The 23,307-nt window shown below is 61.4% G+C and carries 21 protein-coding genes and 1 other annotated feature; of the genes, 13 read left to right on the forward strand and 8 right to left on the reverse strand.

Annotated features, from left to right (window positions below):
* The first annotated feature begins 8 nt into the window (after positions 1 to 8).
* A complete protein-coding gene (gene lpdA / locus B5477_RS05420; RefSeq protein ID WP_079698749.1) occupies positions 9 to 1,406 on the forward strand; it encodes a dihydrolipoyl dehydrogenase in 1,398 nt (465 codons plus the stop codon).
* Between the two features lie 37 nt (positions 1,407 to 1,443).
* On the opposite strand, the gene B5477_RS05425 is transcribed toward lpdA, so the two are convergent.
* Positions 1,444 to 2,277, reverse strand: a complete 834-nt coding sequence (locus tag B5477_RS05425) for a MerR family transcriptional regulator (protein ID WP_079698750.1) — start codon at positions 2,275 to 2,277, stop codon at positions 1,444 to 1,446.
* Between the two features lie 132 nt (positions 2,278 to 2,409).
* On the opposite strand from B5477_RS05425, the gene B5477_RS05430 reads away from it, so the two are divergent.
* The 4 genes from B5477_RS05430 to B5477_RS05445 all read left to right on the forward strand — a co-directional run bounded on the left by B5477_RS05430 (position 2,410) and on the right by B5477_RS05445 (position 7,672).
* Positions 2,410 to 3,825, forward strand: a complete 1,416-nt coding sequence (locus B5477_RS05430; RefSeq protein WP_079698751.1) for an MATE family efflux transporter — start codon at positions 2,410 to 2,412, stop codon at positions 3,823 to 3,825.
* 224 nt (positions 3,826 to 4,049) lie between these two features.
* Entirely contained in the window at positions 4,050 to 5,270 is a 1,221-nt protein-coding gene (locus tag B5477_RS05435; RefSeq protein ID WP_132084558.1) for a hypothetical protein, read from the forward strand.
* 86 nt (positions 5,271 to 5,356) lie between these two features.
* Positions 5,357 to 6,229 (forward strand): YitT family protein, encoded by an 873-nt coding sequence (locus B5477_RS05440; protein ID WP_117507827.1) that lies wholly within the window; start codon positions 5,357 to 5,359, stop codon positions 6,227 to 6,229.
* Between the two features lie 216 nt (positions 6,230 to 6,445).
* The gene (locus tag B5477_RS05445; RefSeq protein WP_079698753.1) at positions 6,446 to 7,672 is read left to right on the forward strand and encodes a GNAT family N-acetyltransferase; all 1,227 of its coding nucleotides are present in this window, start codon (positions 6,446 to 6,448) and stop codon (positions 7,670 to 7,672) included.
* A gap of 66 nt (positions 7,673 to 7,738) precedes the next feature.
* Here the strand turns inward: B5477_RS05445 and B5477_RS05450 are convergent, their stop codons facing one another.
* The 3 genes from B5477_RS05450 to B5477_RS05460 all read right to left on the reverse strand — a co-directional run bounded on the left by B5477_RS05450 (position 7,739) and on the right by B5477_RS05460 (position 11,406).
* A complete protein-coding gene (locus tag B5477_RS05450; RefSeq protein ID WP_079698754.1) occupies positions 7,739 to 9,244 on the reverse strand; it encodes an Ig-like domain-containing protein in 1,506 nt (501 codons plus the stop codon).
* A complete protein-coding gene (locus B5477_RS05455) occupies positions 9,241 to 9,579 on the reverse strand; it encodes a hypothetical protein (RefSeq protein WP_079698755.1) in 339 nt (112 codons plus the stop codon). Before B5477_RS05455 ends, B5477_RS05450 begins: the two co-directional genes overlap by 4 nt.
* A 309-nt stretch (positions 9,580 to 9,888) precedes the next feature.
* Positions 9,889 to 11,406: a sodium:solute symporter family transporter gene (locus B5477_RS05460; RefSeq protein ID WP_079698756.1), complete on the reverse strand. Its 1,518-nt coding sequence runs from the start codon at positions 11,404 to 11,406 to the stop codon at positions 9,889 to 9,891.
* Between the two features lie 66 nt (positions 11,407 to 11,472).
* Positions 11,473 to 11,739: a binding site (T-box leader), on the reverse strand.
* Between the two features lie 165 nt (positions 11,740 to 11,904).
* Here B5477_RS05460 and B5477_RS05465 point away from each other — a divergent pair.
* Entirely contained in the window at positions 11,905 to 13,497 is a 1,593-nt protein-coding gene (locus tag B5477_RS05465) for an MBL fold metallo-hydrolase RNA specificity domain-containing protein (protein ID WP_079698757.1), read from the forward strand.
* 66 nt (positions 13,498 to 13,563) lie between these two features.
* On the opposite strand, the gene B5477_RS05470 is transcribed toward B5477_RS05465, so the two are convergent.
* Complete coding sequence (locus B5477_RS05470; RefSeq protein WP_159448943.1) at positions 13,564 to 14,301, reverse strand: GntR family transcriptional regulator; 738 nt, start codon at positions 14,299 to 14,301, stop codon at positions 13,564 to 13,566.
* Positions 14,302 to 14,460: 159 nt separating this feature from the next.
* Between B5477_RS05470 and B5477_RS05475 the strand changes: the two genes are divergently transcribed.
* From B5477_RS05475 to B5477_RS05490, 4 genes are all read left to right on the forward strand, one after another.
* Positions 14,461 to 15,462, forward strand: a complete 1,002-nt coding sequence (locus tag B5477_RS05475; RefSeq protein ID WP_079698759.1) for an SIS domain-containing protein — start codon at positions 14,461 to 14,463, stop codon at positions 15,460 to 15,462.
* 13 nt (positions 15,463 to 15,475) lie between these two features.
* Positions 15,476 to 16,378 carry a PfkB family carbohydrate kinase gene (locus B5477_RS05480; protein WP_159448944.1) on the forward strand — a complete coding sequence of 301 codons (903 nt, stop codon included), beginning with the start codon at positions 15,476 to 15,478 and terminating at the stop codon, positions 16,376 to 16,378.
* Positions 16,379 to 16,457: 79 nt separating this feature from the next.
* A complete protein-coding gene (locus tag B5477_RS05485) occupies positions 16,458 to 17,303 on the forward strand; it encodes a helix-turn-helix domain-containing protein (protein WP_143533548.1) in 846 nt (281 codons plus the stop codon).
* A gap of 41 nt (positions 17,304 to 17,344) precedes the next feature.
* Entirely contained in the window at positions 17,345 to 17,620 is a 276-nt protein-coding gene (locus tag B5477_RS05490; protein ID WP_079698762.1) for a DUF3795 domain-containing protein, read from the forward strand.
* 15 nt (positions 17,621 to 17,635) lie between these two features.
* Here the strand turns inward: B5477_RS05490 and B5477_RS05495 are convergent, their stop codons facing one another.
* Positions 17,636 to 18,709 carry a tetratricopeptide repeat-containing glycosyltransferase family 2 protein gene (locus B5477_RS05495; protein ID WP_079698763.1) on the reverse strand — a complete coding sequence of 358 codons (1,074 nt, stop codon included), beginning with the start codon at positions 18,707 to 18,709 and terminating at the stop codon, positions 17,636 to 17,638.
* A gap of 443 nt (positions 18,710 to 19,152) precedes the next feature.
* On the reverse strand, positions 19,153 to 20,334 hold the full coding sequence (locus B5477_RS05500) for a MalY/PatB family protein (protein ID WP_079698764.1): 1,182 nt from the start codon (positions 20,332 to 20,334) through the stop codon (positions 19,153 to 19,155).
* A gap of 193 nt (positions 20,335 to 20,527) precedes the next feature.
* Between B5477_RS05500 and B5477_RS05505 the strand changes: the two genes are divergently transcribed.
* Positions 20,528 to 20,887, forward strand: a complete 360-nt coding sequence (locus B5477_RS05505; RefSeq protein ID WP_079698765.1) for a helix-turn-helix domain-containing protein — start codon at positions 20,528 to 20,530, stop codon at positions 20,885 to 20,887.
* A 112-nt stretch (positions 20,888 to 20,999) separates the two neighbouring features.
* Here the strand turns inward: B5477_RS05505 and B5477_RS05510 are convergent, their stop codons facing one another.
* Positions 21,000 to 21,575: a thymidine kinase gene (locus B5477_RS05510; protein ID WP_159448945.1), complete on the reverse strand. Its 576-nt coding sequence runs from the start codon at positions 21,573 to 21,575 to the stop codon at positions 21,000 to 21,002.
* A gap of 119 nt (positions 21,576 to 21,694) precedes the next feature.
* Here B5477_RS05510 and B5477_RS05515 point away from each other — a divergent pair, with 119 nt between their 5' ends.
* On the forward strand, positions 21,695 to 23,059 hold the full coding sequence (locus tag B5477_RS05515; RefSeq protein ID WP_079698767.1) for a citrate/2-methylcitrate synthase: 1,365 nt from the start codon (positions 21,695 to 21,697) through the stop codon (positions 23,057 to 23,059).
* A 2-nt stretch (positions 23,060 to 23,061) separates the two neighbouring features.
* Entirely contained in the window at positions 23,062 to 23,295 is a 234-nt protein-coding gene (locus B5477_RS05520; protein ID WP_242942128.1) for a hypothetical protein, read from the forward strand.
* Positions 23,296 to 23,307 lie beyond the last annotated feature (12 nt).

Genomic DNA, 23,307 nt, shown 5'->3' on the forward strand with positions numbered 1-23,307 from the left:
AGGTTACGATGTCAGAGCAGTTTGACTTGGTGATAGTCGGCGCGGGGCCGGGCGGGTATGAAGCGGCGATCCGCGCCTCCCAGCTCGGAATGAAGACGGCCCTCATCGAGCGCGGCGAGGTGGGAGGCACCTGCCTCAACCGCGGATGCATCCCGACCAAGGCCCTGCTGCACGCGGCCGAAAGCTGGCGCGCGCTGCAGCATTTCCCCGAGCTTGGGCTCTCGGTGGAGGGCGCCGGGTTCGATTATCAGAAGGTGTCCGCGTATAAAAACGGGATGGTCGAACGACTGCGCGCCGGGGTGGAGGGGCTGATCCACGCCAACGGGATCACCCTCGTTCACGGCGGCGCACTCATTACCGGCCCCCATCAGGTGGCGGTTTCGGGCGGGGAGGAGCGCCGTCTTACGGGGAAGCGCATCCTGATTGCGGCCGGTTCCCTGCCCGCCGTCCCGCCCATCGGGGGGGCGGACCTCCCGGGCGTGATGGACAGCGATATGCTGCTTTCCTGCGAGCGTCTGCCGCAGAGCCTATGCCTGATCGGCGGCGGGGTGATCGGGGTGGAGTTTAGCACGGTGCTGAGCTCCTTCGGGTGCAAGGTGACCATCCTGGAGGCCGCGCCCCGGCTGCTGCCCGGGATGGACCGGGAGATTTCCCAGAACCTTGCGATGATCCTCAAAAAGCGCGGGGTCGATATCCACACCGGCGCGCTGGTGCGGCGCATCGAAAGGGACGGGGAGCTCCTTTGCACCTATGAAGAAAAAGGGGAGGAGCACACCCTGCCCTGCGAAAACGTGCTGATTGCCACCGGGCGCCGTCCGAACACCGCGGGCCTCTTCGCCCCCGGCGCCGAGCCGAAAATGGAGCGGGGCGCGGTCCGGGTGGACGATGATTTTCGCACCGACGTCGAGGGGCTTTACGCCATCGGGGATGCGCTCGGAGGGATCCAGCTCGCCCATGCCGCGAGCGCGCAGGGGATTTACGCTGTCGAGCGCATGGCAGGGAAGGAACCGTCCGTCTGCCTTTCGGCCATCCCCTCCTGCGTCTACACCGACCCGGAGATCGCCTCGGTGGGCCTCACCGCGGACGAGTGCAAGGAGCGCGGGATCGCTTATCGGTGCACCAAATACCTGATGAGCGGCAATGGGAAGTCCATGCTCTCCTTACAGGAGCGCGGCTTTGTCAAGCTGGTGTTCGAGGAGGGGAGCGAAGTGCTTCTCGGCGCGCAGCTGATGTGCGCGCGGGCGACCGATATGGTCGGGGAGCTGTGCGACGCGCTGGCGAACCGCCTGACGGCCCGCCAGCTCGCACGGACGGTCCGCCCGCACCCGACCTTCTGCGAGGGGATCACCGAGGCGGTCGAGGATCTGTGGGGCCGTTCGATCCACACCCCGCCCAAGAGAAGGTAACCGGCAGGTAACCGGTAAAAAGGCGCGAACCCGCAGCTTATGCGGGCTCGCGCCTTTTTACCTGTACCGCGATATGGATGGTGTAGTCCCCGTCGGGGTTGGTGAGGATGCTCAACACGTCGCTTTCATAGGCGCGCCCGCAGACCTCGTACCCCATCTCGTCGATCTTCCCCAGCAGCCGCCGGTAGGTTTCCGCGGTGTCGCCGTAGCTGCCGCACTGATAGGTCGAGGCATAGGTCCCGGCGGGCTGATAGAGCAGCTTTTCCCCGGGGTCGGGCTTTTGGACCGGCGCGCCGAGAAAGGAGATTTGAGAAAAGTTCCCGGCTTTGAGGTCAGAGAGCTCCACCAGCCGGCAGATGGGGTTGTAAAAGTCGATCTGGTAGTGCTTCCTCTGCTCGCACAGGGCGAGAAAGCTGACCATGAAGCGCCGCTGGTCGGTGGCGTCGCAGGGCTGGTAGAGGTAGGGCAGCTCCTCCCGCTCCTCGAAGCGCACAGCGTTGTGGTCGGTGATGGCCAGCGCGTTTTCCACCTGGCGGATCTTCCCCGATACTTTCTTGCGGATGGTCGAAAGACGCTGCAGCTCGGCGTCGATCCGCCCGAGATGCTCGCCCAGCAGGTCCAGGCAGCGCTGCGGGCTCTTCTCGCGCAGGTAGTCGCGCAGCTCCCCGAGCGGCACCCCCATGTTGCGGAACGAGAGCACCGTGTCCAGCTCGTCCACCTGCGGGATGGTGTAATAGCGGTATCCCTTTTCATCCCGCCCGGCGGGGGAAAACAGGCCGATCCGGTCGTAATAAAGCACCGTCTGCTTGGAGATGCCCAGCATGTCGCTAAGCTCCCCGGCGGTCAGGTACATCTTGTCCTCCATCTTCATCCCGCCCTTCCGAAAATTTTCTATTGGCCTCTTGACTATATAGTCGCTATATACCTTATTATAATCTTTAGGATGAATCTTTACAAGAATTTAACACGCTGTTTTTGGCGCGCGGGAAGGGAGAGTTGAGACATGGTAAGAAAGAAAAATTTTGACCGGGCGCTTGCCGGCACCATTTTGATGCTCGCCTGGCCCACCATCATCGAGCAGGCGCTGCAGACGGTGGTCATGTACGTGGACTCGGCGATGGTCGGGCGGATCAGCGCCGAGGCCTCGGCGGCGGTGGGGATCACCGCCACGGTGGGGTGGCTCCTCAACGCGATCTTTTTTGCGGCGGGCGTCGGGTGCCTGGCGTGCATCTCCAGAGCCGTCGGCGCGGGGGATGAAAGGACGGCGAAGGTTGCCTCGGTGCAGTCGGTGATCCTCACGCTGATCCTGGGCGTTTCGGTGGGGCTGGTGGCGATGGCGGTCAGCGGCCCGCTGCCGGGATGGCTGGGCGCCGAGCCGGACATCCAGAAGGACGCCTCGGCCTATTTCTTCATTGCTTTTCTGCCCATGCTCTTTCGCGCGGCGGTCATCATCTTCGGCTCGGTGCTGCGCGCGACGGGCGATATGCGCACCCCCATGCTGGTCAACGCCGGCATGAACGGGATCAACATTGTGCTAAACTATCTGTTTATCTATGAGACCCGCCCCGTCTCCCTCTTCGGTTTCAGCTTCACCGCCTGGGGTGCCGGGCTGGGCGTTGCCGGCGCGGCGATCGCCACGGCGATTTCCTTCGTGATCGGCGGCGTGGTGATGACGCTCGCCCTCTGGCGCAGCCAGCGGGGCGTCTCGCCGGCCGGGGAGAGGATCCGGATTGACAGGCCGATCATGGCGACCTGTGTGCGGATCGGCCTGCCCAACGCCATGGAGCGCGCCACCGTCAACCTGGGGCAGATCGTTTTTACCATGCTGGTGGCGCGCCTGGGCACCATCGCGGTGGCGGCGCACACCATCGCGCTGACGGCCGAGGAAGCCTTCTTCGTGCCGGCGCTGGGCTTCCAGGCGGCGGCGACCACCCTCTCGGGGCAGACGCTCGGCGAGGGGAACGAACGCAAGCTCGACGATTTGATCCATCTGGCGGTGAAGATCATCGTGGCGATCAGCACGGTGACCGGGCTGCTGCTCTTTATTTTCCCCAACGTGATGATGGCGCTCTTCACCATCGACCCGCAGGTGATTGCGCAGGGCACGAGCGTACTGCGGATCGTCTCGGTTTCCGAACCCTTCCTGGGCGCGACCTTCGTGCTGGAGGGCGTCTTTAACGGGGTGGGGGATACCAAGGCCCCCTTTGTGATCGCCACACTTACCACCTGGGGAATCCGGATCTTGTTCACCCACATCTGCGTCAATTTCCTGGGGATGGGCCTTAATGCGGTCTGGGTCTGCATGGTCGCGGACGTGATCGTGAAATGCATCGTGATGTTCTGGCGCTACCGCAGCGGCGGCTACAAGCGCGGGCTGGTTTTCGAGCGGCCCCTCTGCCGGGAGGAAGCGAGGGCTTAAACGATCCTGCCATCAAAATGACCGTTAGCATAGGCAGCTAACGGTCGTTTTTCTTGGGAATCAGACGGCTTAAGCCGTATATTCTTCCAAAAACTTCATTTTCATTCCAATTATATCCGGTTTTGGGGCGGTTTTCAAGGGGAACCGTCCTTTTTGCTGGATTCCCCTGCGAAAAGCGGCCCCAAGCTGCCTATGCTATAGGTCAGCTTTGAGGAGAGAGTGCAATGAAAAGGAAGGCTCTTTGCGCGGCTTTGGCGCTGTGCGTGCTGTTCGGCCTGCCCGCTTCGGCGGCGGCCGGGGAGGTGAGCGTGGCGGTACAGGATGGCTATACCTCGGACTGGGGGATAAAGGTGCCCTTTACCCGATCGGGGCGCACGGACAGCTATACCTTCGCGCTTTACAGCGGCGGCGCGGCCACCGGGACCCCCGAGGTCACCGCCGCCGTGACGGTAAACACCGGCGGCCCGGTGACGGTGTCCCTGCCGCTGCGCTACGACGTCACCGGCCCGGGCGAATGGACGCTGAAGGTGACGTCCAGCGTCGATCCGGTCCGGACGGGCCTGGATGGGGCGGCCCTGCTGACCCGCACCTTCACGGTGGCTGAAGCACCCACCTGCGGATGCGCTGCGGGTACGCCGGGAGCTTACTATGTGGGGAGCGGGACGGCGGCCTCCCCCTACCGGATCGGCAGCCAAGAGCAGCTCTCTCACATGAGCAAGCACCTTGCCGCCGCGTTCAAGCTGGAAAGCGACCTGGCTCTCGCCGGGAGCTGGACCCCGGTAGGCAGCCAGTCGGTGCCCTTCACCGGGGTGCTCGACGGAAACAGGCACACGGTCAGCGGGCTTAACGCCCGGGACGGCGGGCTCTTTTACACCGTCAGCGGCAGCGGCGCGGCGGTGCGGAACCTCACCCTGCACGCCCCCAAGGTGGAGACCACCTACGTTGATGCCGAGGTGATCCCGGACGGCGCCCGCCTGGTGCTTTCGGGGGCGGTCGCGGCCGTTGTGCAGGCGGGCGCGCAGATCGTTGACTGCAGCGTCGAGAACGCCGATCTCTACTCCCATACCACCGAGCGGGCTTGTGCCATTTCGGGCGGGATTTCGGGCTGGGCGGACAACGCCCGCTTTGTCCGCTGCCGCGCGAGCGGGTCGCTACAAGTGGAGTCCCTCACGGCGGAATATTCGGGCGGGATCGTGGGGGAAAACGTCGAATCCACCTATATCGAATGCCGTTCCTCCGTCGCCATCACCTCCAGCACGATCGACGAGGTCAGCGTGGGTGGGATTGTCGGGGTCCTCAGCGGCTTTCATTCCCCTCTGGTGATGCAAAACTGCCGTTGGACCGATCCGACCCATGCGGTGGGGCAGCCGGACCGCTTGGGCGGCCCCTACACGCTCAATACCGGCGAGTGCTACGGGAACGAGCAGGTCGCTTCAATTGATTGATCACGCTTTAACGCGTGATTGACAATTGCCTCTTTTTTGTCTATACTATGTCCTGGCTTTCATATCAACATAAAGGAGACAGGGCAATGCAGCTAAAGAAACAAGCTATCTCGCAGATGGCGGCCACCCTCGTCAGCGTGGTGCTGGGCAACGCGATCCTCACCTTCGCCGTCGCGGCGTTCATCCTGCCGGGCGGGCTGATATCCGGGGGCGTGGCCGGGATCGGGCTGATCGTGCGCCACTTTTTCGAGGTCAATGTCGACGTTGGCGTGGCGGCGGCCAACGTCGTGCTCTTTATCGCCGGGGCGATCGTACTGGGGTGGAAGTTTGCGCTGACCACACTGCTGAGCACCTTCCTCTATCCGGCCTTTCTGGCCTTCTTCATCCGCCTGCCGATCCTGGAAAATCTGACAAGCGACCCGCTGCTCGCGGCCATCTATGCGGGGCTGCTCATGGGCGTCGGGATCGGGATGGTCATCCGGGTGGGCTCCTCCACCGGCGGGATGGATATCCCGCCGCTGATCATCAACAAAAAGTTCGGACTTTCGGTGCCGGTGCTGATGTACGCCTTCGACACGGTGATCCTGCTCTTCCAGGTGTTCTTCTCCAGCACCGAGCAGGTGCTTTACGGCATTCTGGTGGTCATCCTGACGAGCATTGTGATGGACCGGGTGATGATCATCGGCCAGACCCAGACCCAGGTGATGATCGTGAGCCCGAAATATGAGGAGATCAACGGGCTCATCCAGAAGGACCTGGACCGGGGGAGCACGCTGCTCAATTCGGTGACCGGCCATCTCGGCGAGCGCTGTGAGACCATCCTGACCGTGGTGACCCACCGCCAGCTCCCCCAGCTCAAGGAGCTGGTGCTCGGCGTGGACGAGCAGGCGTTTATCATCGTCACGCCGGCCAACGAAGTGAAGGGTCGGGGTTTTACTTTGAGCAAACATCACAAGTAACCTATTAAACTTGGCGTTCCTTTGCGCAGAAGGCGGATTTCGGGCGTTTTTGGCCCGAAACTCCGCCTTTTTCTCGTCTCGGCGCGCTTTTTTTTCGGCCCCCGGATGTGTTATAATATAGTTATAAAGCCAGTCGCAGGCCTGGCCGCGGAGTGCCCCGATATTGGCTTTTCGGGGAGGACGGCCTAAATCAAACAAATTTTATGGGGGAATACCATGTCAACAAGCAAGATCAAAAATCGCCTTGTCATCAAAGAGATGAACAAGGAAGAGCACCTGTCCCAGTTCAACAACCTGCTGCGCTACGCCTTCCAGGTGACCAACCGCGAGCTGTTGGACGTCGGATGGGAAGAGGATGAGATCAAGCAGTCCAAGAGCCCGGTGCTCGAAAAGGCGGATGTGATTGGCTGGTTCGACGGCGACAAGCTCGCCTCCCAGATCGCCGTCTACCCCATGAAGGTCAACATCCACGGCGAAATTTACGAGATGGGCGGCGTCACCGGGGTGGCGACCTATCCCGAATACGCCAATATGGGCCTCATGCACACCCTGATCAAGCGCAGCCTCATCGAGATGCGCAGGCGGGGGCAGACCGTGTCCTTCCTGTTTCCCTATTCCATCCCCTACTACCGGCGCAAGGGGTGGGAGATCATCTCGGATAAGATGACCTTCACCATCAAGGACACCCAGCTGCCGCACCAGGTCGAGGTGCCCGGCATGATGGACCGGGTGAGCATCGAGCACGAGGACATCAAAAAGGTCTACGACCGTTTTTCGGCGAAGCGCCACGGCACCCTGCAGCGCGACGAGCTCGCCTGGGAGGAGTACTGGCGGTGGGAGCCGGAGGAGATGATCGCCGCCGTCTACTACAGCGAGGATCACGACCCGATGGGGTTCGTGCTCTACTGGATCGAGAACGAGATTTTCCATATCAAGGAGATCGTCTACCTTAACCAGGAGGCGCGCCACGGCGTCTGGAACTATATTTCGGCCCACTTCTCGATGATTACCGAGGTGCAGGGCAACAACTTCACCAACGAATCGCTGGCCTTCCTGCTGGAGGACAGCGAGATCACAGAGACGATCTGCCCGTTCTTCATGGCGCGGATCGTGGATTTGCGGGGCTTCATCAGGCAGTACCCCTTCTCGGTGCGGGATAAGAAGAACAGCCTCTGCCTGGTGATCGACGACCCGATGGCAAAGTGGAACTGCGGGGCCTTCACCCTGACCTGGGATGAGCGGGGCCGCACCAAATTCAAGGCCGGGGAGAGCGACGAAAACCGGGTCGAGTGCAACATCCAGACCCTGACCACCATGCTGCTCAGCTATCGGCGGCCCTCCTACCTGCACCGGATCGAGCGCCTTCGCGCCGACCCGGCGACCATCCAGCTGCTCGAAACATTGATCCCGCTCGAGCAGCCCTATTACTCCGACTACTTTTGATCGAAAGAAAGCCCTCCGCAGATTTCTGCGGAGGGCTTTTTCTTTTGCGGGAAGGAAAGGGACCAGTCAGCCTTGGTGCGCGAAGCCCTTGAGGGTGGGGACGCGCAACCCCTCCTCGGCCCCCTTGAATTTGACGGTGCGCCAGACCCAGTCGTCGGAAGAGAAGGCGAAGTTGTCCGGGTTGGAAAACTCGGACATCGGGCTCAGCGGGATCAGCAGGTCGAGCCCGGTGGGGATGGAGCCTCCGCCGTAGCCGGGGAGCCCGCCGAAGGGATAAAAGTAGTTTTGCTTGGCAAAGGAGAAATTTGAGGTGCCGCCTCCCACGAGCGCACCGCATCTTACGGTTTCGTCGCCGTTGGCGTTGACAGAATAGGGAATGGAATAGCAATCGGCAACAGTGGAGGAAGCGGAGGCCATCACCCCAATCAGACCGCCGGCATGAACGGCTGACGAACCGCTGCCCCGGATGTTGGCGCCCAGCGAATAACAACGCTCGACGGTGGACTTGTCCATGATCTGTCCCACCAGCCCGCCGCTAACGGTGGAGGTGTCGATGGAGCAGTCCAGGGAGTAGCACTCCCGCAAAGTTCCGGTTTTGAGAAGGCCAACCAGTACGGCGGCGTAGGGATCGCCGGCTAACTTTGCATTTTCCACCCCCAAGCACTGAATGGTGCTGCCGTCGATCTTTGAAAAGATGCCCCACCAGTCGATCGCTTCGCCCTCCAATTTCAGGTTTTTAAGGACGTGATAACCGCCGTCATAGGTGCAGTTGGTAAGGCTGCCAACGGAATCAATGACGGCGTTTTGAAAGTCGAGGTCCAGCATCTGCTTAAAACAGGCGCCGCTGTTGTGGCTGGCGATGTGCAAAAGCTCCGCGGTGGTGTAAATGCGGTAGGGGTCGGTGGCAGTGCCGCTCCCGCCGTGGAAGCCGCCGGTGTGGCCGCAGGTGGCCTCCTCGGTGGGCGGGTCATAATAGGTCACCGCCACCTCGCAGCGCGCGCTCACGCCGGTGTTTTCCACCGAGGCGGTGATGATGGCTCTCCCTTCGGAAAGGGCCGTCACCGTCCCGCTTTGGTCCACCGTGGCCACCGCCTCGTCGCTGCTGCGCCAGATGAGAGCGGCGCTGGCCCCCGCAGGCTCGAACACCGGGACGATCGTATAAGACAGGCTGTTTTGCAGATAGAGGGACGCGGGGTCGAGGGTCAGCCCGGTGACGAAGTGGTAGGTCCAGATCATCGTCCTTTCGCTGCCGGTAAAGAAGCCCTTGTACCGCTCGTCCGGCACCGATTTGACATGTACCAGGTAGTCCTGCCGGTGGGTGGGGAAGGGGACGGGGATGTAATAATCCATCGTCCCGCCGGGGGCCGGGGTGCTGCTCGATTCGTACCGGGCGCCGCCGGTCGGGTTGCCGCCCTCGTCGCACTCCTCGGCCCAGACCTCGAAGCTGCCGATGCGCGCGTCCGGGCGGGTCACCCGGATGGGGATCCCCTCCTGTGCGGCCGAGGCCGGCAGGAGCAGGCCCATGCAGAGCGACAAAGCGAGCGAGAAAGAAAACAATTTGCGAATTTTCATTTAGAAATTTCACCCCCGGTTGCTCCCCCTCGGAGAGTTAGGGGGTCCATGGGGGGATGATTCCCCCCATGAGGTGGGCCGCCGGCGTCAGCCGGCAATTGCATTTCCGCAGAAATGCTGCCCACCAGGAAGTCGTCGATCGGTTGCCGTTCACTTTCGGGCAGCTCAAAATTGTACTGCTCCAGCTTCTCAAACTCCGCCTCAGTAATGACTCCCTCCCCGAGCAGCGCCTCGTACCGCTCGCGCGGCGAGGGCTGCCCCGCCGCCGCGCAGCCCAGCGCGGCGGTAAGGATCAGCGCGCCCGTCAGGACGGACAACTTAACAGACTTTCTCATAATCATACCCTCCCCGAACGAGAAAATAAGACCAGTAGCAACCCTTTCTATCGGTCAGGCATGGGGCGGGAGGGGAGAAAAATTGCCGGATTCCCTTGAAAAAGGTGCCAGAACAGGTTATAATTAGGGAAAGACTGGGGAGAAATGGAAGTCATTTCTCCTAAAGCGCGAAAAAGAGGGAAAATGTTGACCGCTAGAAAGGGTTGCTAGCGGTCAATTTTAATTGGAGAACAGACCCCTTCAAAACACATAAAAGCGGGCCCGCCGGAAATCTTCCGGCGGGCCCGCTCGCTTGGGAGGCGATACCGATTATTCGCTGACCTCTTCGAGGGCCAGCTTGTGGGAGACGGCGACCTTCTCGTCGTAGCAGGAGAAGGCGTGGTCGACATGCTCCCTTGGCAGCTTGGGGGTGATGAGGCTGACGAGCGGCACCACGATCAGCGAGGCGACGATCGAGATCGCCCCGGCGGTGGTGGGCGCGGTGAAGGGGTGCACGAGGTTTAAAACATTGATCCCGATCCCGGTGGCGAACGACGCCCAAACCGACAGCCGAGTGGTCCCCCGCCAGAAGAGCCCATAGAGGAAGGGACCGAGGAAGCTGCCGGCCAGCGCCCCCCAGGAGAGGGACATCAGGGTGGTAATCAGGGAGTTGGGGTTGAGCGCGATGAGCACCGAGAGGAGGATGAAGAATCCGCACAGGAACTTGATCACCCCGACCTGGGCCGACTGGCGCAGATCCTTGAGCAGGAAGCCCTTTAAAAAGTCGAGGGTGAAGGTCGAGCTCGAGGCGATGACCAGCGAGGAGAGGGTGGACATCGAGGCGGAGAGCACCAGGATGATGACCACCCCGATCAGGATGTTCGGCAGGCTCTCGGCGAGCATGGTGGGGACTATACTGTCGTACTGCACCTTGCCGTCGGGGGCCGCGTAGAACAGCCGCCCGAAGGCGCCCATGAAGTAGCTGCCCCCCGCGATGACCAGCGCGAAGAGGGTGGAAATCACGGTGCCGGCCTTGATCGCCTTCTCGTTCTTGATGGTGTAGAATTTGTGGACCATCTGGGGCAGGCCCCAGGTGCCGAGGCTGGTGAGGATGACCACCCCCAAAAGCCCCACCGGGTCGGGGCCGAAGAAGGAGGCGTAGGCTCCCGAAAGGGCCGGCGCGCTCTCGCAGGGGATCCCCGAGAGCTTTTCGATGGCCGCGATAAAACCGCCCTGGGTATTTAAAATCGCGAGCACCACCGCCACGATCCCGCCGAGCATGATGATCCCCTGCACCAGGTCGTTGAGCGCGGCGGCCATGTATCCGCCCACGATGACATAGATCCCCGTCAGCAGGGCCATGCCCAAGATACACCAGGTGAAGTCGATCCCGAAGGCCATCGAGAACAGGCCGCTGAGCCCCTTGTAGACCGAGGCGGAGTAGGGCACGAGGAAGATGAAGATGATGACCGAGGCGACCACTTTAAGCGCCGAGGACTCGTAGCGCTTGGCGAAGAAGTCGGGCATGGTGGCCGATTCGTAGTGCTTGGTCATGATCCGCGTGCGCCGCCCGAGCAGCACCCAGGCCAGCAGCGAGCCGATCAGGGCGTTGCCGATCCCGATCCAGGTGGCGCTCACCCCGAAGCTCCAGCCGAACTGCCCGGCGTAGCCGATAAAGACCACCGCCGAGAAATACGAGGTGCCGTAGGCGAAGGCGGTCACCCACGCCCCGACGTTGCGTCCGCCGAGGACGAAGTCCCCCACGCTCGCGGCATGTTTCCGGCAGTAGACCCCGATCCCGACGGTCAGCGCGAAAAACAGGATCAGGATCACGACTTTTTCCAACATGTTTACCATTCCTTCCCAATCTTTTTACTGTGGAGGAGGAAACAAAAAACCCGTCCTCCGAAAAATACGGAGGACGGGGAAATCCCGTGGTACCACCTCTGTTCATCGCGGCCTCACGGCGCGCGACCTTGACAAGTACAATCCCGAAGCCGGGATGATACTCCCGCAATGATAACGGACGCGACCCCGGTCCCACCTACTGAGGGGATACCCCCTTTGGGCGGACGGCTCTCGGAAGGTATTCGGGCCGGCGCTTGACTCCGCGCCTCTCACCAGCCGGCAGCTCTCTTTGGGAAGCAAACGGCCCTACTTGTTTCCGGTCAATGCTTTTTATGCTTTGATGTTAATTTGTATTTTATCAGTTTAAAGCATTCCTGTCAAGAAGTTTTTCAAAATTTTTGCGGGGCGCAACGTTTACAATTTCTTTACCTCTCCTGCGCTCCCCAAGATTGCCCGGGCGGGAGGGGTGTGCTACAATAAGAAAAAGGGGGTCTGACTGTGAAACTGACAATCTATGGCGCCGCCCACGAGGTCACGGGCAGCTGCTTTTGCCTGGAGGCCTGCGGGAAGAAGATCCTGGTCGACTGCGGGCTGCAGCAGGGGCCGGACGAATACGAGAACCGGCAGCTCGATTTTACCCCGGCCGAGATCGACTATGTGCTGCTCACCCACGCGCATATCGACCACTCGGGCAAGCTGCCGCTGCTCTATCAATACGGCTTTCGCGGCCAGGTCCACACCACCGGGGCCACGGCGGACCTGTGCGACATCATGCTGCGCGACAGCGCGCACATCCAGATGTTCGAGGCCGAATGGCGCAACCGCAAGGGCAAGCGCGCCGGGAAGGAAGAATACATACCGCTCTACGACATGGACGACGCGATCGGCGTCCTCGGGTGCTTCGTCCCCCATCATTACGGCGAGCAGATCGGGCTGTGCGGCGGGATCAGCTTCCGTTTCGTGGATGTGGGGCATCTGCTGGGCTCGGCGAGCGTCGAGGTGTGGGTGGAGGAAAATAATGTCCGCAAGAAGCTGGTCTTCTCGGGGGACATCGGGAACACCGACCAGCCGCTGATCCGGGACCCGGGCTACATCGATGAGGCCGACTACGTGGTGATGGAATCGACCTACGGCTCCCGCAGCCATGGCGAGCGCCCGGACTATGTCGGGCAGCTGAGCGCCATCATCCAGAACACCTTCGACCGGGGCGGGAACGTGGTGATCCCCTCCTTTGCGGTGGGGCGCACCCAGGAGATGCTCTATTTCCTGCGCAGGATCAAGGCGGATCACCTGGTGAAGGGGCACGGGGATTTTCCGGTCTACGTCGATAGCCCTTTGGCGGTGGAGGCCACCAACATCTTTAACGAGAACGAGATGGAGTATTATGACGCCGAGGCTCTTTCGCTGGTGCGCCAGGGGATCAACCCGATCAGCTTCCCCGGGCTGCGCGTGTCGGTCTCGACCGAGGAGTCGCGCGCGATCAACTCGGACGAGGAGCCCAAGGTCATCCTTTCGGCGAGCGGGATGTGCGACGCGGGGCGGATCAAGCACCACCTCAAGCACAACCTCTGGCGGCGTGAGAGCACCGTCCTGTTCGTGGGCTACCAGGCCGTGGGATCGCTCGGGCGGGCCATCCTCGACGGGGCGAAGAAGGTGCGTCTCTTCGGTGAGGAGATCGAGGTGCACGCCGAAATCCGCCGGCTCGACGGGATCAGCGGGCATGCCGACCGCGAGGGGCTGCTGTGCTGGCTGCAGCATTTTAAGGAGAAGCCCAAGAGGGTGCTGGTGGTGCACGGGGCCAGCGAGAGCTGCGGGCAGTTCTGCGCCGCGCTGCGTGAGCTTGGCTATAACGCCGACGCACCCTACACCGGGGCGAAGTACGACCTGGCCGCCAACGCCTGCCTGGAGGCAGGGACCCCGCGGGTGCAGCAAAGGGAGCCCGCGCGCCGGGTGTCCGACGTATTTCTGCGGCTGCAGGCGGCGGGCCGCCGCCTGATGGCGGTGATCGGCCGCAACGAGGGCGGGACGAACAAGGACCTGGGCAGGTTTGCCGACCAGATCGACGCCCTGTGCGATAAATGGGATCGGTGAAGAAAACAGGATAAGAGGCAAAAGCAGGCCGCCGGTGATTCGGCGGCCTGCTTTTCTGTTAAAATGCTATTCCTTCCACACGGTGGCCAGGCGGATCTTGTCGCCCGCCAGCAGCTCCTTCGAGCGGCGCACCAGCCTGCCCTCGCGGTCGGCCACGATGTCCCGCACCAGCAGCATGGGGCTGCCTTTCGGGACCGAGAGCGCCGCGGCCTGTGCGCCGTCGGCCAGGGCGCACTCGAAGGTGCGCCGGATCGAGGAGAAGGACTGCGGCCCGCAGTGACTGACGATGGTCTCGTAGAGCGAGGCGTTCTCCACCTCCGCATGCTCCAAAAAGGCGTAGCCGGGGGCGAAGCGGTCTTCCGAGAGCACGAAGGGAACCCCATCGGCGCTGAGCACCCGCACAATCTTGACCACCTGCTCGCCCTTTTGCAGCCCGAGCTGGGCGATGTCGTCCTCGTCCGCCTCGCTCATGCATTGCTGCAACACCCGCCGTCCCGGGGTGAAGCCGTTGCGCCGGCAGAAGTCGGCGAAGGAGAGGTTGTCGATCATCATGAACTTTTTCGTTTTCACCCGGGTGACGAAGGTGCCCTTGCCCTGGATGCGCAGCAGCCGCCCCTCCTCGCACAGCTCGTCGAGCGCGGCGCGCACCGTGATCCGGCTCACCCCGTAAAGGACGCTCAGCTCCTTCTCGGAAGGGATTTTCTCGTCCGGCCGCCAGCGGCCCCGTTCGAGCTCCTGTACCAGCGCCTGCTTGAGCTGGCGGTACAGCGGGGTCACCGAAAGGGTGGAAATCGGCTCGTCCATCCAGACACCTCCTAAAGTCATTATAGAATATAATAACATAAGACAACCTTGAAAACAAGCGGGAATAATTTTTTTAATTTGCCTCTTGACTTATCATATAATGTCATATAATATAACAGGTAGTAAGTGCGGCATAGAATTGAAAGGGGCGTATACAAAATGGCAACAGTCAAAACTACCACCGGCGAAGAGGTCGCGAAAATCGCGGAGGAGATCTATCAAAAGCTAAAGGGCAAGGGCGGCATTAAACGGGTCTACTGCCTGGCCTGCGGCGGCTCGAAGGCGAGCTGCTATCTGCTGGAAAACTTCCTGCAAACCGAGTCAAAGACCATCTTTGCGCAGTCCTATTCGGCCAACGAGTTCGTCTATGACACCCCCAAGGGGCTGGACGGGCAGAGCGTGGCCTTCGCCATGTCGATGGGCGGCTCGACCAAGGAGACGATGGACGCGGCCAGGGTCGCCAAGGAGCACGGGGCCACCGTGGTGACGCTGAGCATTACCCCCGACGCGGCCATCGCCAAGATCGGGGATCACCATGTGGTCTATTCGGACGAGAGCACGCTGGGCTTCGAGGCGATCAACCAGGCGCTGCTGCTGCGCTTCGGCTTCGAGTTTCTGCGCCTGCAGGAGGGCTACGAGTTCTACGACCAGGCGGTGGACGGCTATAAAAAGCTGCCCGGCCTGTGCGAGCGGGTCGTGAAGCTGGTCGCCGCGCGCGCCAAGCGCTTCGGGGTCGAGCACAAGGACGAGCCGGTGATCTACACCATGACCAGCGGCCCGGCCAGCTATGCCGCCTATATGGAGTGCATCTGCATGTTCATGGAGATGGAGTGGGTCCATTCCAGCTCGATCCACAGCGGGGAGTTTTTCCACGGCCCCTTCGAGGTCACCGACCAGGACACCCCCTTTGTGATGATGCTTGGCGACGGCCCCACCCGCCCGCTGGACGAGCGCGCGCTCAAGTTTTTGCAGCGCTACGGCAAGAAGATTACCGTCATCGACGCCAAGGAGCTGGGGGTCAACACCATGGACGGTCATGTGACCGGGTATTACGGGGCGATTTTAATCTGGATCGCGGCGCTGGAATATGCCAAGGGCCTGGCCGAGGCCAAGGAGCACCCGCTCTTCATGCGCCGCTACATGGGCAAGGTCGAGTACTGAGAGGAGCATACATATGGTTCGCTTGGCGAGCATCGGGGACAACAACGTGGACGTCTACCGCAACCTGGACCTGGTCTATCCGGGCGGGGACTGCCCGAACGTGGCGGCCTTCTGGGCCAAGAGCGGGCAGCCTTCGGCCTATGTGGGGCGGTTCGGCAACGACCGGCTGGGGGATTTGCAGTATAATTCCCTGCAAAGCCTTGGCGTGGACCTTTCCGGCGTGCGCCGGTACGACGAGCCCACCGCCTGGGGCAGTATAGACCTGATCGACGGGGACCGCATCTTCGGCGAGGCAAATGTCGCGATCAACGAGCGCCATCCCATTGAGGCCGCAGAGATCGCCGCCCTGCAGGACGGGCGGTACGACCTGATCCATTCGAGTCAGTATTCCTTCTTCGCGCCCGGTGCCTTCGAGCAGTTCGGGGAGGGGGAGACGCCCGTCTCATTCGACTTCACCTCCGAGTGGACGGACGATATCCTGCGCGGGCGCTGCCCCTATCTCGACTATGTCTTCCTCTCCTGCAGCCATCTCGGTGAGCGGGAGACCGGAGAGTTGCTGCAAAGGCTGGTGGGGGAGTACGGCGTGAAGCTCGCGGCGGGCACCCGCGGGATGGAGGGCTCCTGGCTCTTTGACGGGCATACCCTCTTTTTCCAGGAGGCCTTCCCCTGCCAAACGGTGGATACCCTCGGCGCGGGGGACGCCTTTTTGACCCGTTTCCTGCTCTGCTATACCGCGGGCAAAAAGGAAATGAAAGAGCTGCTTCGCGCCTTCCCGCAGGGCGGGCCGAGCGAGGAAGCTCTCTATTCCTGTGAGGAAAAGCTGATCCGACACAGCCTCGCACAGGCCTCCCTCTTTGCGGCGCGCTGCTGCCAGGAGAACGGCGCCTTCGGCCTTGCCATACCTTACCAAGGCTAAGGTGCCAATCCGGGGATGACGCGCTCCCCCCTTCCATGCTATAATACGATTCGGGTATTATAGGGAAGGGGGGAGCTTTTTGTTGGAATATCTGGACACCGGGCGCTGTCCGGTGCTGGGGCAGGGGCCCACCCATCTTTATCTGACGCCCCATCCCCTGCTGCGCCCCTATGTGGCGCATTACACCCTGTGCTCCCCGCGCATCTGCGCGCCGAGGGATGAGGGCCCCCGGCCGCCCGCCTACCTCGAATTGGTACCGGACGCGAGCGGCTGTGTGGTATTGGAAAACGACGGAGGCCGCCTTTCCTCCCGCCTCTGGGGCCCCACCACCAAGATGGCCCGGGTGGAAAACGACCTTTGCAGCGGTCCGCTTCGCTTTTTCATCGAGTTCCTGCCCGGTGGGATGAGCGCCCTGACCGGCTGGGCGCAAGCGGAGCTTGCCGACCGGCGCCTGCCCCTTTGGCAGGTCTCTCCCGGCCTGGAGCGCGCGCTGTTTGAGGCGCTGGAAAGCAGCCGGGACCTCTCGGGACTGATTGCAAGGATGGATGAAATCCTGCTCTCCCAAAGGGAGATCGGCCTCCCGGCGCCCTTGCGCGAGGCGATGGCCGCCCTGCAGTGCAGCGGCGGGATGCTGCCGGTGCGCCAGCTGGGCGCCCTCGGGCATTACAGCGAGCGGCATTTGGGGCGCCTGTTCCGCCAGCACATCGGGATGGGGGCCAAGGAATTCTCCCGCCTGATCCGGATCAACCTCCTGCTCAAGCGTCTCGAAGGGCCAAACGTGTTCTCCCTGACCGAGCTCGCGCAGGAATTCGGCTTTTACGACCAGGCCCATTTCATCAACGATTTCAAGTCCGTCTGCGGGGTGCCTCCCGGGGAATACCGCAAAAACCAGTCCGTTTTTTACAATGAAACCTACAAGTTTTGAGGGATACTGGTTTTACACCAATTCCAAAAGGAGGAAGGATCATGGTTCAGTCACGCTGCGGCCTGCGCTGCCAGGAGTGCGAATACCGCGAGTCCATGAACTGCAGGGGCTGCCTGCAGATTGAAAAGCCGTTTTGGGGGGAGAGCTGCCCCGTCAAGTCCTGCTGCGAGGGCAGGGAGCTGCTGCACTGTGGGGAGTGCCCAGGGTTTCCCTGCGCGCTGCTGCTCGACTTCTCCTATGACAAGGAGCAGGGCGACGGCGGGAAGCGCCTCTGGCAGTGCCAGTGCTGGGCGAAGGAGCCCGCCCCGGCGCACTGATCGAAGCGGCCGCCTTTATTCGGGAAGGCTTCCGAAATATTTGCGGTTGTAAAGGACGGCGGGGGAGTCCGGCTTGTAGGCGGCGGCCTGCTCGTTGTACTCCCTCGCCTTTTTATGGTCCCCCAGCCGGTCGTAGCAGACGCAGAGCTGGAGACAGGGCAGGTAGCCGTAGCAGTCGGGCTGGATGAAGGCGCCGGAGCGCTCGTCGGGGGTGAGCGCAAGCGCGAGGGAATACCAGAAGATCGCCGTCTTGTAACGCTGGCGCTCGAGGAAGGAGCGCCCGAGCTCGCAGCAGATCTCCCCGCGCGGCTCGCCGTACTCCAGACTGCGCAGCAGGGAGGCGAGCGCCTCGCGCGGACGGCCGGTGCGCTCATAGCACAGCGCGAGCAGGCGGCAGGCGTCTATACAGTTTTCCACCCACCCCTGGCCCCCGTCGAGGAATTCGAGGAAGCGCTCGATGGCGTCGCCGTAGCGTTCGTGGTAATAGAGCTCGCGCGCATAGTAAAACTGCTGCCTCGGGTCGAGGCGCTCGCCCTTCGCGATCAGCTTTTCAAAGATGCGCAGGTTGCGGTGCGGGTCGCCGGGATGGAGCTTTTTATGGGTGATGGCGATCTCGCTGTGGATGGCGTTCCCGATGGGCGGGATCACCTCGTGGATCGCGCCCATCCAGCGCGGTTGGTCCGCGCGCAGCATGAGCCGTTCGCGGTAGTAGGAGAAGGTGGGGTTTCCCCCTTCGTCAAAGGCGATGTTGTACTTCATCATGATCATGTGCTGCGAGCCGTCGAGCTCGGCCTTAAGCGCGAGGAAGCGTTCGCGGTCCTCCTTTAGGATCACGTCGTCGGCGTCCAGCCAGAGCAGGTAGTCGCCGCCCGCCTTGGAAAAGGAGAAGTTGCGCGCGGCGGCGAAGTCGTCGATCCACGTAAAGTCAAAGATTTTGTCGGTAAACTGGGCGGCGATCTCCTTGGTGCGGTCGTTTGACCCGGTGTCCACGATGACGATCTCGTCGACCAGACCCTGCACGCTTTGCAGGCAGCGCGCGAGGACGTCCTCCTCGTTTTTGACGATCATACACAGGCTGATGGTTTTCATCCGGTATCCTCCCTGTTTTGGGGTGTGATCAGAAAATGTCATGGTACAGTATATGGTTTTTAGGGGAAATACGTTCTAAAAGAGAAAAGGATGAAAAAAGTAAAATCCCAGGAAAGGAAACCCATCAGGATGGAAATTCGCACCGATTGCCCCTGCCGCCGCAGCTGCCCCCGGCATGGGAACTGCGCGCTCTGCAGGGAGCGGCATGAGTGGGAGGGGAAGTATCCGCCCGCCTGCCAAAGAAATCAAAGCAAAAAGAGAAAAACTCCCTCGGCATTACCGGGGGAGCGGGAATAATACGGCCCGGGACCTTGGTCCCGGGCCTCCTGTTTTTGTTGTGATGTGGGAGTATACAGTATTTGGATATTGCATCCATCGCTTTTGTTCGTGTGGGATATTCTGAAATGTTTTCATATGGAAAAAATCTTCTCGCCGCCGGATATTTACTGCTTTTTGAAGCAGCCCACAAACCTCTCGAGCGTCTCCATCAGTACTCTTTGGGGACAGGCGAGGTTGACCCGCTCAAAGCCCTGGCCGTCCTCGCCGTCTATGTAACCCTCGTCGAAGAAGACCTGGCCCTCCTGGCGCAGGGTGCGCTCGAGCTCCTTGTAGGACAGCCCCAGCGCCCGGCAATCCAGCCACTGCAGATAGGTGCCCTCCAGCGGGATGATCTTCACCTGCGGCAGCTCGCGCGAGAGGTATTCGATCAGCAGCTCGCTGTTGCGGTGCACATGCGCCAGCAGCTGCTCGAGCCATTCCTCACAGCGCTCATAAGCCAGCTCGCAGGACTTGTAGCCCAGAATGGTCAGCGAGTCGATTCCGGTGCTCAGCAGGGTATCTTCAAATTTTTTGCGCAGCGCCGGGTCCTCGATGATGATGTTCGAGACCTGCATGCCCGCCAGGTTAAAGGTCTTGCTGGGCGCGGTGCAGGTGACGGTGCGCAGGGAAATCTCATGCGAGAGGGAGGCGGTGGGAATATGCCGGTAACCCGGCATGATCAGGTCGTGATGGATTTCATCCGAGATGATGAGCAGGTCGTGGCGCAGGCAGATGTCGCAGAGCCGCAGCAGTTCCTCCCGGCTCCAGACCCGGGAACAGGGATTGTAGGGGCTGCACAGCAGCATAACCTTGTTGTTGGGGTCGGCGGCCAGCCGCTCGAGACCCTCGTAGTCCATCTCGTAGCGCGTGCCCTCCAGCTTCAGGGGGCTGGCCGCCAGCTTGCGCCCGTTCATACGGATGGCGTCGAAGAAGCAGTGGTAGGCCGGGGTCATGGTGATGATCCCTTCGCCGGGCTCGGTGTAGGCTAAAATTGCCTGGTAGACCGCCGGGACCACGCCGGGGGAGGGGGCGATCCACTCCTTTTTGATCTCCCAGCCGTGGCGGCGCTTCATCCAGCTTTGCACCGCGTCGAGATACCCTGCGGTGGGGCGGGAATAGCCGAGGATCGCCTCGTCCAGGTATGCCTTGAGCCCTTCGATGAGCTCGGGCGGGTTTTTAAGCTCCATGTCGGCCATGGTCAGCGGCACCACGTCGTCCGCCACGTTGGGGTTGGCCTCCAGCATGCGCATCCACTTGCTTGAGCCCATATTCTTACGGGAAACCAGGGTTTCAAAATCGTAGGTCATGATCAGTTTTCCTCCCGTGTTCAATGTCTTTTTCGGCCCGTCCGGGGCCTTGGATTTCAGCATAACACTTGGCCGCCGCTGCGTCAACGCTAAATTTCGAGCCGTCTCGAAAAGTCGATATAGTAACATTGGTATATCGCTTTGCGTGATGAATTGGTTTGGCGTATGATGGACGGGAGGTGAGAATTGCTTCATGCTGGTATGTGACATCGTTAAGGAAGTTGGACAGAACATCAGGAAATACCGCACCACGCGCAATATGAGCCAGGAGGAGCTGGCGCATCTGGCGGGAATCACGACCTCCTACCTGGGGCAGATCGAACGCGGGGTAAACAATACGACCCTAGTTACCCTTCAAAAGATCGCGGACGGGCTGTCGATCGAGCCCGCGCGGCTGCTGCAGTTCGACCGGCGCACCGGCAGGGGGGCGCCTGGAATACAGCTCAGTATGTATCAGTCTCAATTCGACCAGCTCACGCCCGAACGGCAACGGGAGTTTGTGGGGCTGCTTAAAATGCTGCTCGACATCGGGGTCGGCTGGACCGAGGAATAGATGAAAAATCCCTTTTTCGGGAGTCATGGATAAGGGCGGTAAGCGGGCGACAGATTACATCTGCCGCCCGCTTACCGCATTAGGGCGAAGAGGCGTAAAGGAAGGGTTCTATTCAGCCGCCGTGTGTCTGCCCCGAAAGCCCCCGCCGGTAACAGCGGTAGCACATGCTCTGGTAGCGTTCGTTCCCGCCGATTTCCACCCGACTGCCTTCGCGCAGGATTTTGCCGTTTTCGATCCTTGCGTTCACCTGCGCCACCCGCCCGCAGGCGCAGAGGGCCTCGATCCGGACCAGCTCGTCGGCCAGCTCGAAGAGCCGCCGGCTGCCGGGGAAGAGCCGGGTGCGAAAGTCGCTGGCGAGCCCGTAGCAGAAGACCGGCGCGCTCGCGCAGGCGACCTCATAGAGCGCCTCGACCTGCCGCCCGCTTAAAAACTGGGCTTCGTCCACCACCAGTACGTCGAAGGGATGGTGAAGATACCAGCGGTTAAGGTCCTCGTCCGGCGCGACCGGGTGGGCCGGCGAGCAGAGCCCGATCCGCGAGCGTACCCATTCCCCGCCGTCGCGGGTGTCGACGGCGGGCTTTAAAAGCCCGACCGAAAACCCCTTCTCCTCGAAGGAAAACTTCTGGATCAGCGCGCGTGCGCTCTTCGAGCTGTTCATAACGCCGTAGAAGAAGGTCAGTTTCGGCATGGTTTCGCCCCTTTCCTCCCTTATTTTGTAACGGAAAATACACAAATACACCTCCGGGATATGATATAATAAATAGAAATACATAAATGAAAAGAACGTTTGAAAAGAAGGAGGAGAGCATGATGGCAAACAAATTCAGCGAAATCACGCCCGATATCTTAAACCTCAGTGAACTCTGCGTGAAAAACGGGTCGATCGCCCCGGAGCTCTACGGCAAATTCGACGTCAAGCGCGGGCTGCGCGACCTTAACGGCAAGGGCGTGCTAACCGGATTGACCGAAATTTCCGAGGTCTGCTCCACCAAGCTGGTGGACGGCGAGAGCGTCCCCTGCGAAGGAAAGCTCTATTACCGCGGCGTGGACGTGGAAAAGATCGTGGGCGGCTTCATCCGCGAGAACCGCTTCGGGTTTGAGGAGACTGCGTATCTGCTGCTGTTCGGCGAGCTGCCCGACCGCAAAACGCTCGACAAGTTTACCGCGCTGCTCGCGCAGTATAGGACCCTGCCCACCAGCTTTGTGCGGGACATCATCATGAAGGCGCCGAGCAAGGACATGATGAACACCCTCGCGCGCAGCGTGCTCACCCTCTATTCCTACGACGAGCGCGCCGACGACGTTTCGGTGCCCAACGTCCTGCGCCAGTGCCTGCAGCTGATCGCGCTCTTCCCGCTGCTGTCGGTCTACGGCTACCAGGCCTACAACCACTACCATGAGGGGCAGAGCCTCTATATCCATTCTCCCTTGCCCGAGCTCTCGACGGCGGAAAACATCCTGCGCATCCTGCGCCCGGACAGCGGCTATACCGCACTCGAGGCGCGGGTGCTGGACGTGGCGCTGGTGCTGCACGCCGAGCACGGCGGCGGCAACAACTCCACCTTCACCACCCATGTGGTCACCTCCTCGGGGACCGACACCTATTCGGCGGTGGCGGCCTCGCTCGGCTCGCTCAAGGGCCCCAAGCATGGCGGCGCCAACATCAAGGTGGTGCGCATGATCGACGACCTCAAGCAGAACGTCAGGGATTGGGAGGATGAGGACGAGGTCGCCTGCTACCTCAAGAAGCTGCTGCACAAGGAGGCGTTCGACCATGCGGGGCTGATCTACGGCATGGGCCACGCGGTCTATTCGCTGTCCGACCCGCGCGCCAATATTTTCAAGGCCTTTGTGAGCAGCCTGTCCGAGGAGAAGGGGAGGGGCGAGGAATTTAAGCTCTATTCCCTCATCGAACGCCTCGCCCCGCAGGTCATCTCGGCCGAGCGCAAGATCTACAAGGGCGTCAGCGCCAACGTGGACTTTTACAGCGGCTTTGTTTACAGCATGCTCGACCTTCCCATCGAGCTGTACACCCCGATCTTTGCGATCTCGCGGATCGCGGGCTGGAGCGCCCACCGGATCGAGGAGCTGATCAACGCCGGCAAGATCATCCGCCCGGCCTATAAGAGCGTGAGCGAGCGCCGGGACTATACCCCCATCGGGGAGCGCTGAGCGTGCGGGGGCAAAAGCCCGTCTGGGCGCTTATCCTGCTGATGGGCGGCATGGCGCTGCTCATTTCGCTGGGGCTTTTCTATAACATGGGCGTCTTCGTGGACGAATTCGGCCTCACGCCTGCACAGGTCTGCGGCGGGGAGGGATGGCTGCTGCTCGACTGGGCGCGGCTCGCGCTGCTCCTCGGGGTTTGCGTCTGCGCCCTCTGCGGCCTGTTTTGGGCAAAGAAAAAATAATGCTGCATCTTA

Origin of the sequence: Provencibacterium massiliense (assembly GCF_900169495.1) — a bacterium.
Lineage (GTDB): Bacteria > Bacillota > Clostridia > Oscillospirales > Ruminococcaceae > Harryflintia > Harryflintia acetispora.

Coding starts and splice junctions, on each gene's coding strand:
- B5477_RS05460 (WP_079698756.1), bottom strand. CDS start 11,406: ATGTTGGAAAAAGTCGTGATCCTGATCCTGTTTTTCGCGCTGACCGTC.
- B5477_RS05450 (WP_079698754.1), bottom strand. CDS start 9,244: ATGAAAATTCGCAAATTGTTTTCTTTCTCGCTCGCTTTGTCGCTCTGC.
- B5477_RS05425 (WP_079698750.1), bottom strand. CDS start 2,277: ATGAAGATGGAGGACAAGATGTACCTGACCGCCGGGGAGCTTAGCGAC.
- B5477_RS05490 (WP_079698762.1), top strand. CDS start 17,345: ATGGTTCAGTCACGCTGCGGCCTGCGCTGCCAGGAGTGCGAATACCGC.
- B5477_RS05430 (WP_079698751.1), top strand. CDS start 2,410: ATGGTAAGAAAGAAAAATTTTGACCGGGCGCTTGCCGGCACCATTTTG.
- B5477_RS05515 (WP_079698767.1), top strand. CDS start 21,695: ATGATGGCAAACAAATTCAGCGAAATCACGCCCGATATCTTAAACCTC.
- B5477_RS05440 (WP_117507827.1), top strand. CDS start 5,357: ATGCAGCTAAAGAAACAAGCTATCTCGCAGATGGCGGCCACCCTCGTC.
- B5477_RS05445 (WP_079698753.1), top strand. CDS start 6,446: ATGTCAACAAGCAAGATCAAAAATCGCCTTGTCATCAAAGAGATGAAC.
- B5477_RS05435 (WP_132084558.1), top strand. CDS start 4,050: ATGAAAAGGAAGGCTCTTTGCGCGGCTTTGGCGCTGTGCGTGCTGTTC.
- lpdA (WP_079698749.1), top strand. CDS start 9: ATGTCAGAGCAGTTTGACTTGGTGATAGTCGGCGCGGGGCCGGGCGGG.
- B5477_RS05495 (WP_079698763.1), bottom strand. CDS start 18,709: ATGAAAACCATCAGCCTGTGTATGATCGTCAAAAACGAGGAGGACGTC.
- B5477_RS05470 (WP_159448943.1), bottom strand. CDS start 14,301: ATGGACGAGCCGATTTCCACCCTTTCGGTGACCCCGCTGTACCGCCAG.
- B5477_RS05455 (WP_079698755.1), bottom strand. CDS start 9,579: ATGAGAAAGTCTGTTAAGTTGTCCGTCCTGACGGGCGCGCTGATCCTT.
- B5477_RS05510 (WP_159448945.1), bottom strand. CDS start 21,575: ATGCCGAAACTGACCTTCTTCTACGGCGTTATGAACAGCTCGAAGAGC.
- B5477_RS05480 (WP_159448944.1), top strand. CDS start 15,476: ATGGTTCGCTTGGCGAGCATCGGGGACAACAACGTGGACGTCTACCGC.
- B5477_RS05475 (WP_079698759.1), top strand. CDS start 14,461: ATGGCAACAGTCAAAACTACCACCGGCGAAGAGGTCGCGAAAATCGCG.
- B5477_RS05500 (WP_079698764.1), bottom strand. CDS start 20,334: ATGACCTACGATTTTGAAACCCTGGTTTCCCGTAAGAATATGGGCTCA.
- B5477_RS05505 (WP_079698765.1), top strand. CDS start 20,528: ATGCTGGTATGTGACATCGTTAAGGAAGTTGGACAGAACATCAGGAAA.